11 protein-coding genes are annotated in these 13,203 nt (G+C 70.9%); 5 read left to right on the top strand and 6 right to left on the bottom strand.

Annotation, left to right across the window (positions count from 1 at the left end; genetic code table 11):
- The first annotated feature begins 27 nt into the window (after nt 1-27).
- Entirely contained in the window at nt 28-1,560 is a 1,533-nt protein-coding gene (locus ACFY1J_RS05935) for an amino acid permease (RefSeq protein WP_390707392.1), read from the top strand.
- Here ACFY1J_RS05935 and betA read toward each other — a convergent pair.
- The 6 genes from betA to ACFY1J_RS05905 form a co-directional block, all read right to left on the bottom strand.
- The gene (gene betA, locus ACFY1J_RS05930) at nt 1,536-3,194 is read right to left on the bottom strand and encodes a choline dehydrogenase (protein ID WP_390707393.1); all 1,659 of its coding nucleotides are present in this window, start codon (nt 3,192-3,194) and stop codon (nt 1,536-1,538) included. The genes ACFY1J_RS05935 and betA overlap by 25 nt on opposite strands.
- Nucleotides 3,195-3,227: 33 nt before the next feature.
- Nucleotides 3,228-5,996 carry a SpoIIE family protein phosphatase gene (locus ACFY1J_RS05925; protein ID WP_390730746.1) on the bottom strand — a complete coding sequence of 923 codons (2,769 nt, stop codon included), beginning with the start codon at nt 5,994-5,996 and terminating at the stop codon, nt 3,228-3,230.
- Nucleotides 5,997-6,060: 64 nt separating this feature from the next.
- Nucleotides 6,061-6,468 carry a peptide-methionine (R)-S-oxide reductase MsrB gene (gene msrB, locus ACFY1J_RS05920; RefSeq protein WP_390707395.1) on the bottom strand — a complete coding sequence of 136 codons (408 nt, stop codon included), beginning with the start codon at nt 6,466-6,468 and terminating at the stop codon, nt 6,061-6,063.
- A 13-nt stretch (nt 6,469-6,481) separates the two neighbouring features.
- Nucleotides 6,482-7,873 carry a UDP-N-acetylmuramate--L-alanine ligase gene (gene murC / locus ACFY1J_RS05915; protein WP_390707396.1) on the bottom strand — a complete coding sequence of 464 codons (1,392 nt, stop codon included), beginning with the start codon at nt 7,871-7,873 and terminating at the stop codon, nt 6,482-6,484.
- 125 nt (nt 7,874-7,998) lie between these two features.
- Nucleotides 7,999-8,472, bottom strand: coding sequence for an indole-3-glycerol phosphate synthase (locus tag ACFY1J_RS05910; protein ID WP_390707397.1), 474 nt, complete (start codon nt 8,470-8,472; stop codon nt 7,999-8,001).
- 128 nt (nt 8,473-8,600) lie between these two features.
- Nucleotides 8,601-9,458: a pyrimidine reductase family protein gene (locus ACFY1J_RS05905; RefSeq protein WP_390730745.1), complete on the bottom strand. Its 858-nt coding sequence runs from the start codon at nt 9,456-9,458 to the stop codon at nt 8,601-8,603.
- Nucleotides 9,459-9,495: 37 nt separating this feature from the next.
- Between ACFY1J_RS05905 and zapE the strand changes: the two genes are divergently transcribed.
- From zapE to ACFY1J_RS05885, 4 genes are all read left to right on the top strand, one after another.
- A complete protein-coding gene (gene zapE / locus ACFY1J_RS05900; RefSeq protein ID WP_390707399.1) occupies nt 9,496-10,602 on the top strand; it encodes a cell division protein ZapE in 1,107 nt (368 codons plus the stop codon).
- A 114-nt stretch (nt 10,603-10,716) separates the two neighbouring features.
- Nucleotides 10,717-11,679 (top strand): slipin family protein, encoded by a 963-nt coding sequence (locus tag ACFY1J_RS05895; RefSeq protein WP_390730744.1) that lies wholly within the window; start codon nt 10,717-10,719, stop codon nt 11,677-11,679.
- 10 nt (nt 11,680-11,689) lie between these two features.
- The gene (locus ACFY1J_RS05890; RefSeq protein ID WP_390730743.1) at nt 11,690-12,253 is read left to right on the top strand and encodes a YbhB/YbcL family Raf kinase inhibitor-like protein; all 564 of its coding nucleotides are present in this window, start codon (nt 11,690-11,692) and stop codon (nt 12,251-12,253) included.
- 88 nt (nt 12,254-12,341) lie between these two features.
- Nucleotides 12,342-13,196: a polysaccharide deacetylase family protein gene (locus ACFY1J_RS05885; RefSeq protein ID WP_390707402.1), complete on the top strand. Its 855-nt coding sequence runs from the start codon at nt 12,342-12,344 to the stop codon at nt 13,194-13,196.
- Nucleotides 13,197-13,203 lie beyond the last annotated feature (7 nt).

Here is a 13,203-nt window from a genome sequence, read left to right as displayed (position 1 = left end):
GATGCGGCATATGCCCACGGCGCCATCATGGGAACTGTGAGGATCCCGAGGAGCCGTCTTCCCGAGCTGCCCGGCGACGACAGCGACGACCTGGCACGGTTCGGCTACCGTCAGGAGCTGAAGCGCTCCCTCGGGCCGCTGTCCAGTTTCGCCGCGAGCTTCAGTTACATCTCGGTCCTGACCGGAGTGTTCCAGCTCTTCGGCTTCGGCTTCGCCTCCGGCGGCCCGGCGTACATCTGGACCTGGCCGCTGGTGTTCCTCGGGCAACTCGCCGTCGCCCTGTGCTTCGCCGAGATGGTCGGACAGTTTCCGCTGGCCGGCTCGGTGTACCAGTGGTCCAAACACCTCGCCCGGCCCCTCACCTCGTGGCTGTCGGGGTGGATCATGGCCGGCGGCGCGGTGGTGACCGCGGCCGCCGTCGCGGTCGCCTACCAGGTCGTCCTGCCGCAGATCTCACCGGCCTTCCAGATCCTCGGCGGTCCCGGCGACGCGGGTGTGACCGACACCCGCGGCGGTGCCCAGAACGCCATCGTGCTCGCTCTCGGTCTGGTGGTCTTCACCACCGTGGTCAACCTGTGCGGTGTCCGGCTGATGGCGAGGATCAACGACTTCGGTGTGGTGGTCGAGCTGGTCGCCGTGGCCCTGCTCATCGTCATGCTGGCGATGCATGTCAGACGGGGGCCGCAGGTCGTCCTGGAGACGCACGGCACCGGGGCCGGCCACTCCTCCGGCTATCTCGGCGCGTTCCTGGTCGCCTCTCTCGCGAGCGCCTACGTCTTCTACGGCTTCGACACCGCGGGATCGCTGGCGGAGGAGACGAGGGAGCCCAGGCGCCACGCGCCCCGCGCCATCCTGCGGGCGCTCACTGCGGCGTTCGTCGCCGGCGGGCTGCTGATTCTGTTCGCGATGATGGCGGTCGGCGACATCGGGGACCAGGAGCTGCGCGACCTGGGCATGCCCTACCTGGTCAAGTCCACGCTGGGCTCCGGGCTCGGCTCCGTCTTCCTGGTGTGCGTGGCGATCGCCGTCACCGTCTGCTGTCTGGCCGTGCAGACCGCGGCCATCCGGCTTCTTTTCTCCATGGCCCGCGACGGCCGGCTGCCCTTCAGCCGGGCCGTCTCCCGGGTCTCCCCGCATTCCAGGACCCCCGTCGTGCCGGCCCTCCTCACCTGCCTGCTGACCATCGCACTGCTGGTGGTCAACCTCGGCAACCGGCACCTGTTCTACACCCTGACCTCGGCCGGCATCGTGCTGTTCTACGTCCCGTACCTGCTGGTGACCGGCCCCATGCTGGTGCGTCGGCTGCGTGGCACATGGCCTCGCGCCGACCACGGGCCGTACTTCTCCCTCGGCCGCTGGGGCCTGGCCGTGAACCTCGTCGCCGTGCTGTACGGCACGGCCATGACCGTCAACGTGGCCTGGCCACGGGCCGCGGTGTACCCCGGCGACGCCTGGTACTACCGGTGGGGGGCCCTGTTCTTCCCCGCCGTCGTCACCGCCGTCGGCGCCGCCCTCTACCTCGTCCGCCGACACGCTCATCCGGCGCCGGAGTGCCGGTAGAACTCCAGGTGTTCGGGCGCCAGGGGCTTGTTGCCGAGGATGATGTCGGCGGACTTCTCGGCGAGCATCATCACCGGGGCGTAGATGTTGCCGTTGGTCACGTACGGCATCACGGAGGCGTCCACGACGTACAGCCCCGCCAGGCCGTGCACCGCCATGGTGTCGGGGTCCACGACCGATGCCTCGTCGATGCCCATCCGGCAGGTGCACGAGGGGTGGAGGGCGGTCTCGCCGTCGGCCGCCACCCAGTCCAGGATCTGCTCCTCGGTCTCGACCCCGGGGCCCGGGGACAGCTCACCGCTGCTGAACTCCTCGAAGGCGGGCCGGTCGAGGATGTGCCGGGTGATGCGGATCGCCTCGACCCATTCCCGGCGGTCCTTGGCGGTCGAGAGGTAGTTGAACCGCAACGCGGGGTGCGTACCCGGGTCGCGTGAGACGATCTTCACCGATCCCCGCGCGTCCGAGTACATGGGCCCGACATGCACCTGATAGCCGTGCCCGTGTGCGGGTGAGGACCCGTCGTAGCGGACCGCGGCGGGCAGGAAGTGGAACATCAGGTTGGGGTAGGCCACGTCCTCATTGCTTCGTACGAAGCCGCCGGCCTCGAAGTGGTTCGTCGCCCCGGGCCCGCGGTGCAGGAGCAGCCACTCGGCGGCGACAAGGGGCCGCCGCCACAGCTTGAGCGCGGGCTGCACCGACACCGGTCTCCTGCTGCCGTGCTGCACATACGCCTCCAGGTGGTCCTGAAGGTTCTCGCCGACGCCCGGCAGGTTCAGGACCGGCTCGATGCCGAGCGCTGCCAGCTCGTCCGCGTTCCCCACGCCGGAGAGCTGGAGCAACTGCGGGGAGTTGACGGCCCCGCCGCACAGGACGACCCTTGCACCGCGGCTCTGGCGCAGCCCGCCGCGGCCCCGCGCGAGGTACTCCACGCCCACCGCCCGGCCGCCCTCGAACAGGATGCGGGTGACCGTCGCCCGGGTCCGCACCGACAGGTTGGGGCGGCTCATCGCTGGGTGCAGATAGGCCCGGGCGGCGCTGAGCCGGCGACCGCGGTACACATTTCGGTCGAACGGGGCGAAGCCCTCCTGCCGGAAGCCGTTGACATCGTCGGTCAGCCGGTACCCCGCCTGCTGCACGGCTTCGAAGAAGGCGGTGAACAGCGGGCTGTCGGCCGGTCCCCGTTCGAGGACGAGCGGCCCGTGGTGGCCGCGGAATTCCCCCTCCGGGTCGGCGAGACAGTTCTCCATCCGCTTGAAGTACGGCAGGCAGTGGGCGTAGTCCCAGTTCGCCATCCCCGGGTCGGCGCTCCAGCGTTCGTAGTCCAGGGGATTCCCCCGCTGGAAGATCATCCCGTTGATGCTGCTGGAGCCGCCGAGCACCTTGCCCCGGGCGTGGTAGATCCGCCGGCCGTGCAGGAAGGGTTCCGGCTCGGACTCGTACCTCCAGTCGTAGAACCGGCTGCCGATGGGAAAGGTCAGGGCGGCGGGCATGCTGATCAGGACGTCCCACGGGTAGTCGGGGCGTCCGGCTTCGAGCACCAGCACCCGGTTGGCGGGATCGGCACTGAACCGTGCCGCCAGCGCGCAGCCGGCGGAGCCCCCGCCGACGATGACGAAGTCGTATCGATCTTCCAAGGCCTTGGTCTCCTGCCTGGCCGTGGGGACCGGTCAGCCCCCGGGCATCGGCTGCTCGGCCCAGATGACCTTGCCGCGGGGTGTGTAACGGGTTCCCCAGCGCTGGGCGAGCTGGGCCACGAGGAAGAGGCCGCGGCCGCCTTCGTCGGTCATGTCGGCCTGCCGCAGATGCGGAGACGTACTGCTGGTGTCGGCGACCTCGCAGATGAGCATCCGATCGCGCAGCAGCCGTACCTGGAAGGGGCCGGTGGCATGGCGGATGGCGTTGGTGAGCAGTTCGCTGAGGATCAGCTCCGTGCTGAAGACGGCCTCTTCCAGGTTCCAGTCGGCGAGCTGCCGCACCACGGCTCCGCGTATCTCGGACACGATGGCCGGGTCCGGCGAAAGGCCGTCCCAGCAGGCCATGTCCGAGGCGTCCAGACCGCGGGGGCGGACGACGAGCAGGGTGACGTCGTCCTCGGCCGGCTGGGACGGCGGCAGGGCCGCCACGACGGCCTGGCAGGTCTCCTCCGGCGAGCGTCCGGGGTGGCCCAGAGTGTGCCGGAGCTCCTCCAGCACGGTCTCGATGCACCGTTCGCGGTCCTCGACGAGCCCGTCGGTGTAGAACACCAGCTGGCTGTCGTCCGGCAGCTCGATCTCGACCGTCTCGAAGGGGAATCCGCCCAGGCCGAGCGGTGGCGCGGCGGGTACCTCGGGGAAGGTCACCGTCCCGTCGCCGGAGATGAGCGCCGGTGGGAGGTGTCCCGCGCGGGAGAGACTGCAGCGGCGGGTCGTCGGGTCGTACACCCCGTACAGGCAGGTGGCTCCGATGAAGGCGTCCGTGCTGCCGTCCTCCCGGGCCATCCGGGCGACCAGGTCGTCCAGATGCGTGAGGAGTTCGTCGGGGGCGAGCTCGAAGGAGGCGAAGTTGTCCACGGCGGTGCGCAGCCGCCCCATGGTGGCGGCGGCCTGGACGCCGTGGCCGACCACATCGCCCACGACAAGTGCGATACGGGCTCCCGACAGCGGGATCACATCGAACCAGTCACCACTGACTCCGGTGTGCGCGGGCAGGTAGCGGTAGGCGACCTCCAACGCGTTCTGTTCGGGCAGGCCGTGCGGGAGCAGACTGCGCTGAAGGGCGAGCGCGGTGGCGTGCTCGCGCGTGTAGCGGCGCGCGTTGTCGATGCAGAGCGAGGCGCAGGCGACCAGTTCCTCGGCGAGTGAGACGTCGTCGTCCTCGAAGGGCGCGGACCTTCGCGAGCGGTAGAAGCCGGCCATCCCCAGGGGCACGCCGCGGGCGCTCAGCGGCACGGTGATGAGGGAGTGTATGCCCCGGGCGAGGATCTTCGAGGCACGTACGGGGTCCTCGGCGGCCCAGCATCGCGAGGCCTTCAGGTCCGCCTCCATCGCCGCTGAGCCACTGGCCAGACACTGCGCCTGCAGGCTGGTGGGGGCGAAGCCGATCTGCTCGCCCACCCCGCTGAAGGGGAAGCCCTCCATCCCGCCCACTGCGGCGCGCTGCATCGGCAGGACACCGGCCACCGAGGGCTCGTCGCCGCGGAGCACCGCGGGGTACAGGTCGACGGTGACGACGTCGGCGAAGTTCTCGACCACCACCTCGGCCAGTTCTTCGGCCGTGCGGACGACGTCCAACGTGGTGCCGATGCGGCGGCTGGACTCGCGCAGCAGTTCCAGGCGGCGCCGCGCCGCGAGGGCGAGCCTGCCGATCCCCGGTTCCCCGACGGCCAGCAGCCATCGGTGGCACTGCCCCCCGCCCGCCGTTGCGGACGGAGCCGCGGGGGGAGCCGGAACCGCGGTGGGAGGACCGCGCCAGGCGCCGGGGGCCGTTTCGGGCGTATCGGTTCGCGCCACGACCGGGGTGGAAGCGGGCGTCCCGCCCGCGGAGAACAGTGCGCCGCTCGCGGGAACGATGACCTCGACCGCGACCCCCTCGCACACGTCCGCCACCGGGCGCGCCAGGAGCGTGACCACCCGTCCACCGGACACGGGTACCTCGATGGCGGCCCTGCGGCCCGAGGCGATCAGTCCTGCCGCCTTCTCCTCCAGGACCAGCCGGTCGGACCCCGTCAGCAGGTCCTCGGCCGGGGCACCGAGGACGATCTGCCTTCCGTCCCTGAACTCGGGTGCCCGCACCTGGCGCGCGGTCTGCATGTAGGCCCGCAGCAGGGTGCGCTCCCGGTCGGTCTTCTGCTCCAGCAGCCTTCGTTCGATGGCATGAGCGGCTTTGCGCGCCATGGTTTCCAGCATCGAAGTGAACTCGGACGACTCGGTCGCGAGGTCCACCACGCCGACGATGCGTCCGCTCAGGGGCTCGTGCACGGGTACGGCCACGCAGCCCTGCACGGTCCATGCGTCGGCGAAGTGTTCATGGCCGTAGACGCGGCTGGCGCGCCGCTCCGCGAGCGCGAGGCCGATGGACGTGGTACCGCCGAGGGACTCGTGGAAGCTGAAGCCGGGCGCCCCGCCGCCCGCGGTGTCGAGATACCGGGTCATCTGCGGCTCGCCGGTCAGGCAGCGGAGCACCACGCCCTCGCCATCGGTGAGGATCACGGTGGACCAGGTTCCGGCGATCGCGCGGGCCACTTCGTCGAGCACCGGCTCCGCCGCGTGGACGAGTTCCGTGTCCAGGTCGGGTTCTCCCAGGTAGGTGGTCCCCAGACTCGGACGCAGTCCGAGGGACTGGCAGCGGCTCCACGAGGACAGGATCTCGCTGCGTACCCCGGCGACCACCGGCCCCCCGGCCAGGAAGCGCTCACGGCTGCGCGCCGTGACGTCATCGCTCCGACCGTCGCGAGCCATCCGGACCACTCCCACCTGTAGACAAATCAGGTGACTTTACGAAAATACACCAGACGGTTTCGTCTCAGCCCTCGTCCGGGGTCATCCGCAAAGAGATCGAGTTGATGCAGTACCGCTGGTCGGTCGGGGTCGCGTACCCCTCGCCCTCGAAGACATGGCCGAGGTGCGAGCCGCAGCGGGCGCAGCGCACCTCGGTGCGCACCATTCCGTGCGAGCGGTCCTCCAGGAGTTCGACGGCGTCGGTGTCCTTGGGGTCGAAGAAGGACGGCCAGCCGCAGTGGGAGTCGAACTTGGTCTCGGAGGTGAAGAGTTCGGCGCCGCAGGCACGACAGGAGTAGACGCCCTTGGCCTTGGTGTTCGTGTACTCACCGACGAAGGCCGGCTCGGTGCCGGCCTCGCGCAGGACGGCGTACTCGGCCGGGGTCAGCTCCGCGCGCCACTGCTCGTCCGGCTTCTCGACGTCGTACGACATGAGTCTCAGCCCCTCACTGCTGCGACAGGTGATCCAGGATCCGCGGGCCCAGGTCGGTCACGTCACCCGCGCCCATGGTGAGAACGAGATCACCCGGCTTCGCCATTCCCGCGATCACCGAGGGGACCTCCGTCTTGTCGTGCAGGGCCGTGACGACCGCCCCCGCCGCGCGCGCCGCGTCGATGATCAGATCGCTGGTCACGCCGGGGATCGGGTCCTCACGGGCCGGGTAGATGTCGAGGACCACGGACTCGTCCGCGAGGGCCAGGGACTCGCCCATCTCCTTGCCCAGCTCCTGGGTGCGGGAGAAGAGGTGCGGCTGGAAGACGACGAGGATGCGGGAGTCGCCCGCGGCCCCGCGCATCGCCTCCAGGTCGGCGGTCATCTCCGTGGGGTGGTGGGCGTAGGAGTCGATGACCTGGACGCCGGCCGCCTCGCCCTTCAGCTGCAGACGCCGCTTCACACCGGTGTACGCGGCCAGCGCGGGCGCCAGCTGTGCGGCGGGGACGCCCAGCGCCACGCCCGCCGCGAGGGCGGCCACCGCGTTGTGGGCGTAGTGGCGTCCGGGGACGGAGACCGTGAAGGTGAGCTCCGTCCCGTCCAGCGACACGGTGACCTCGCTCTTGAGGCCCTGCGGGACGACGGACAGGACGCGTACGTCGGCGTCCGCCGCCTCGCCGTACGTCACCGTCCGTACCGATCCGGCCAGGCGCTCGGTCAGCTTCCGGGCGCCCTCGTGGTCGGCGGAGATCACCAGGGTGCCACCGGGCACGATCCGGCCGGCGAAGGTCTCGAAGGACTCGTAGATCTCGTCGATCGAGGCGTAGTTGGCATGGTGGTCGAGCTCGACGTTGAGGACGATCGCGACCTCGGGCGCGTACTTGTGGAAGCTGCGGTCCGATTCGTCCGCCTCGGCGACGAAGATCTCGCCGTCGCCGTGCAGGGCGTTGGAGCCGGGGGCGTCCAGGTCGCCGCCGATGGCGTAGGAGGGGTCCAGGCCCAGCTCGGACAGGGAGACCGCGAGCATCGACGTGGTGGTCGTCTTGCCGTGGGTGCCCGCGACCGCGATCGGGCGCAGGCCCTCCATCAGGGCGGCCAGGGCGTCGGAGCGGTGGACCACGGGGATGCCCAGCTCCGCGGCGCGGGCCAGCTCCGGGTTGTCCTTGCGGATCGCCGACGAGACGACCACACAGCTGGCGTCGTCGGCGAGGTGCTCGGCCGCGTGCCCGATGTGCACGGTCGCGCCCAGCGCGCGCAGCGCCTCGGCGGTCGCCGACTCCTTGGCGTCACTGCCCGCCACCTTGGCCCCGCGCTGCGCGAGGATCTTCGCGATGCCCGACATTCCGGCGCCGCCGATGCCGATGAAGTGCGGTCGGTCCATGGCGGTAGGAAGGCCCGGGGCCATGTGCGTCTCCCTGGAGTGGTGCGGCGAAGCGAACATTCAGCGCACCACCATATGGCCCCGGCGCACCCAACACCTATTAGGTCCGTTACGGGCGCCGGTCACGTCACGTCCGCCACGGTCGCCGGTCACGCCTTGCTGTGCGAGAACAGCTTGAGCACCGGTACGCCGACCTTGTGGCGGGCCCGGGACGCCCAGTCGCGGTGGAAGAACTCCTCCACGTAGTGGGGGTCGGTCAGGACGATCACCTCGTCGGCGCCGATCTCGTCGACCAGGGCCTTCAGGGCGTCCAGCGGGTGGTCCTCCACCAGCCTGCCCTCCGCCTCGCCGCCCGTCGCGCGCAGCGCCTTCAGGGACACCTCCAGGGCCTGCTCCGCGGGCTCCTTCGCGGCGGCGCCCTCGGGCGTCTCGCGTTCGCGTGCCGCCTCGTCGAGCTCGCCGAGCGCGATGTCGTCGATGGCCCGCAGGAGGCGGTCGGCCTGGTCGCCCCGAGGCTGGAGCAGCACGTGGAAGGAGACCTGCTCGTCTCCGTGCAAGGTGGTGACGAATTCCACGTCGGCGGACGTCAGGGCCTTCTCGATCATCAATACACTTGTGAACACCAGTGCCCCATTCTGCTCCGTGGGCCGCGTCAGGCCCTGCGGAAACCATCCTGCCCCGTGATCGCACGGGTACTGCCGGATTTAGTGTGCCCGTCGAAAGCCAAGCGGAACGGTAGATTCCGCTGATTTCATGACCGACGGTAGCGACCGAACAGGAACCCGGCCTCTTCCAGCAGCGACACCAGTTCGAAGCGCCGCGGCACCGCGACCGCCGGCCCCCCGGCGATGCGCTGCGCGTCGCCCGCGGTGAGCATCGGGGAGAGGGTCAGACAGAGCTCGTCGAGCGCTTCGGCGGCGATCAGCTGGCCCAGCAGCCGGGGGCCGCCCTCGGTGAGCAGCCGGGTGTGGCCGAGGCCGGCGAGGGCCGCCACGGCCCGCGCCGGCGCCACTCCGGCACCGTCGCCCGCGATCACCACCCGCGCGCCCGCCTTCTCGGCGGCGGCGACACGGTCCGGCGCCGCCGCGGCGCCGGTCAGGACCAGGGTGGGCACCTGGGGGGAGGTGAACAGCGGGAGCGAGTAGTCCAGGTCCAGGCTCGCGGTGACGACCGCGATCGCCGGGGCCGGGGCCTGCCCCGCCGCCTTCCTGGCGTCCGCGAACTCCGCACGCGCGCGTGCGGGGCGGTAGGCCTCCTGCCGTACCGTTTCCGCGCCCACGAGGACGACGTCCGCGAGCGCCCGCAGCGTGCCGAAGATCCGCATGTCGGCCGCGCTGGAGATGGGCTGCGAGCGGCCCTCGTGCTGGGCGGCCCCGTCGAGCGTGGACACCATGTTGGCCCGCAGCCAGGTCCCCCGCCCGCCGGCCGCCGGCTCGGGGTAGGCGTATGCGGCCGCAAGCTCGGCAAGACTCCACTCCCGGTCACCGAGGACCTCGCCGGTCACTCCGGCTCCACCGCCCCCCTCGGCCGCCTGCGCACCCTCCCTCTCGGTGCCCCCACCGAAGGGCTGGGCTGCTGTTTCGTCGGTCACAGGGAACAGGCGTCGCATGTCGTGCAGTGTGACACGGCGCTTAGCATGGGTAACCGTGTCGTCATCCACCGCCGCGTCCGCCCTCAGCCCGATAGCCGACGCGACCCCGTTGTCCCTGTGCGCCCGCGAGCCGCACGTCCCCGCGGACCGGCTGGTCGCCGAGATGGTGCCGCCGCCGCGCTTCGACTCGGTCCGCTTCGCCACGTACCTCCCGGACCCGGACCAGCCGAGCCAGACCGAGGCCGTACAGGTCCTCGACGGCTTCGCGGCCGGTCTCGGCGGGGCGCACGCCATCGGCACCGGCCGACGGGGATTCTTCGGGTTCGGCAAGGCCAAGGCGCCCAAGGCGCCGGCCGGACCCCGCGGTGTCTATCTGGACGGCGGGTACGGCGTCGGCAAGACCCACCTCCTCGCCTCCCTCTGGCACGCCACGCCGGCCGAGCCCGCGCTCAAGGCGTTCGGCACCTTCGTCGAGCTGACCAACCTCGTCGGCGCCCTCGGCTTCCAGCAGACCGTCCAGACCCTGTCCGGTCACCGGCTGCTGTGCATCGACGAGTTCGAGCTCGACGACCCGGGCGACACCGTGCTCGTGTCCACCCTGCTCGGCAGGCTCGTCGACGCCGGTGTCGCACTCGCCGCCACCTCCAACACCCTGCCGGGCAGGCTCGGTGAGGGCCGGTTCGCGGCGGCCGACTTCCTGCGCGAGATCCAGGGCCTGTCCGCCCACTTCCGCGCCCTGCGCATCGACGGCGAGGACTACCGCCACCGCGGCCTGCCCGAGGCACCGGCGCCGTACTCGGACGAGCAGGTGACGAAGGCGGCGTACGCCACCGCGGGCGCCTCGCTCGACGACTTCCCGCATCTGCTGGACCACCTGGCCAAGGTGCACCCCAGCCGGTACGGCGCGCTGACCGACGATCTGAAGGCGGTGTGCCTCGTCGGTGTGCGGCCGGTGCCGGACCAGTCGACGGCGCTGCGCCTCGTGGTCCTCGCGGACCGGCTCTACGACCGTGAGGTCCCCGTGCTGGCCTCGGGGCTGCCCTTCGACAAGCTGTTCAGCGAGGAGATGCTGAAGGGCGGCTACCGCAAGAAGTACTTCCGCGCGATATCCCGCCTCACCGCACTCGCCCGGGACGCGAAGGCACTCGTGACGGCCGAGTAGCCCGCCCGGACCCCCGGGCCGAGTCCCGCGGCATGGGGGGCGTGGCCGCAGACCAGATACCGGGCATATCGTTGCAGGAGTGGATACAAAGGGCCTCTTATGGAGGAGGTCGTCATGTTCCAGGAACTGCTGGGGGCGATCATCGCGGCCGGTGCCGTCGGACTGGTGTACATGTCCGCGGGGATGCGGGTCGTCAAGCAGTACGAACGCGGGGTGGTCCTCCGGCTCGGCCGTCTGCGGGGCGAGATCCGTTCGCCGGGACTCGCGCTGATCGTCCCGGTCGTGGACCGGCTCTACAAGGTCAACATGCAGATCGTCACGATGCCCGTGCCCGCCCAGGAGGGCATCACTCGGGACAACGTGACGGTGCGGGTCGACGCGGTCGTGTACTTCAAGGTCGTGGACGCGGCGGCCGCGACCATCAACGTCGAGGACTACCGCTTCGCCGTCTCCCAGATGGCACAGACCTCTCTGCGCTCGATCATCGGCAAGAGCGACCTCGACGATCTGCTCTCCAACCGCGAGAAGCTCAATCAGGGCCTGGAGCTGATGATCGACAGCCCCGCCATCGGCTGGGGCGTGCAGATCGACCGGGTCGAGATCAAGGACGTGTCGCTGCCGGACGCGATGAAGCGCTCCATGGCCCGGCAGGCCGAGGCCGACCGTGAGCGCCGGGCGAGGATCATCAACGCCGACGCCGAGCTCCAGGCCTCCAGGAAGCTGGCCGAGGCCGCGCAGCAGATGGCCGACACGCCCTCCGCACTGCAGCTGCGTCTGCTGCAGACGGTGATGGCCGTGGCGGCCGAGAAGAACTCCACGCTGGTGCTGCCCATCCCGGTGGAGCTGCTGCGCTTCCTGGAAAGGGGCCAGCAGCCGGCCGCGCTCGCCGAGTCGCACCAGCCGGACGGAACCACCGGCTCGCACCCGGCGGACGCCGGCGGCGAACTGCGACAGAGCGAACCGCAACAGAGCGAACCGCAACCGCCGGTCGGCACCGGCGACGCGCAGCAGTCCGCCGCCGTCGACGGCACGCAGCAACCCACCGGCATCGGTGACTCCGCGGCCCCCCGGAGCTAACGTTCCGGGCATGCGCCGGAGCTTCCTGATCGCGTTGGTGGCCGCCATGGGCCTGCTCCCGGGCTGCGGGAGCGACAGCGGCGGCTCGTCCGCCCCCAGCCCGGCCCCCACACCCACCGCCTCGCACCGCATCACGGTGACGAGTTCCGCGTTCACCGAGGGCGGCACGATCCCGCGCCGCCACACCTGCGACGGCGAGGACGTGTCGCCGCCGCTCGCCTTCTCCGGCGTACCCGCGGACACGACCGGACTGGTCCTCATGATGGAGGACCCCGACGCCCCGCACGGCACGTTCACGCACTGGCTGGCGTGGAACATCGGCCCGCGGACCACGGAGCTGGCCGCCGGGCAGGCACCCCAGGGCGCGACGCAGGGGCGCAACGGCTTCCGCAAGACGGGTTACGGCGGCCCCTGCCCGCCCAGGGGCGACAACCCGCACCACTACGTCGTCACGGTCTATGCCGCCGACCGGCGCCTGGACCTCGCCCCCGACGCAACGCCCGACGACGTCCGACGCGCCCTGACCGACCACACCCTCGCCACCGGCACCCTGACGGGCCGTTACGGCCGCTGACCGGGCGGAGCGGCCGAGCGGGTGACTCCGGTACGACCGGCAGGGCGCGTCGGTCGAATGAGCATATTTACGATCATACCTTCATACGGTGTTCACTCTTGTACGCCGTGTCACCGCCCTCTGCGCCCTGGGCGCCGCCCTCGCCGCCTGCGGCACCGCGAGCGCCCCGCACGCCGCCCACCAGGCCCCCACATCGTCCTCCACCTCCGCTTCCGCGTCCCCCTCACGACCGTCCACCCTCGTCCCGGGCCCGGGCGGCCTCACCCCGGTCTTCACGAACGGCCCGCGCACACAGGGCAAGACCGTCGCCCTCACCTTCGACGCCGACATGACCGCCGACCAGGGCCCGCGAGCGGCCTCCGGCGAGCACTTCGACAATCCGGCGCTCATCGCCACGCTGCGCAATCTGAAGGTCCCGGCCACCGTCTTCATGACCGGCCGGTGGGCCGACCAGTACCCGGCCGAGGCCCGCTCCCTCGGCAACGACCCGCTGTTCGAGGTCGCCAACCACTCCTACAGCCACTACGCCTTCACCGGCGACTGCTACGGCCTGCCGACCGTCGGCGACGACAAGATGCGGACGGACGTGGAGCGGGCGTACACCGCGATCCGCAGGGCCGGGGTGGCGAAGCCGATGCCGTACTTCCGCTTCCCCGGCGGCTGCTACGACCAGAAGGCGCTGCGCGCACTGAGCGGCCTGGGCGTCACCGCGGTGCAGTGGGACGTGGTGAGCGGGGACGCGTTCGCGACCGACGCCGACGCCGTCACCCGGCAGGTGCTGGACGGGGTGAAGCCCGGCTCGGTGGTCGTGATGCACTGCACCCGCAGCGCGGCCCCGACGACGGAGCAGGTGGTGCGCACGGTCGTACCGGAACTGCGTAAGCGGGGCTTCAGGTTCGTGAAGGTGTCCGAGCTGATCGGCCAGACCGGTGGCCACCGGTGACCGGCCT

Origin of the sequence: Streptomyces sp. NPDC001406, from assembly GCF_042895285.1 — a bacterium.
Lineage (GTDB): Bacteria > Actinomycetota > Actinomycetes > Streptomycetales > Streptomycetaceae > Streptomyces.
This window is presented reverse-complemented; position numbering and strand designations above follow the sequence as displayed.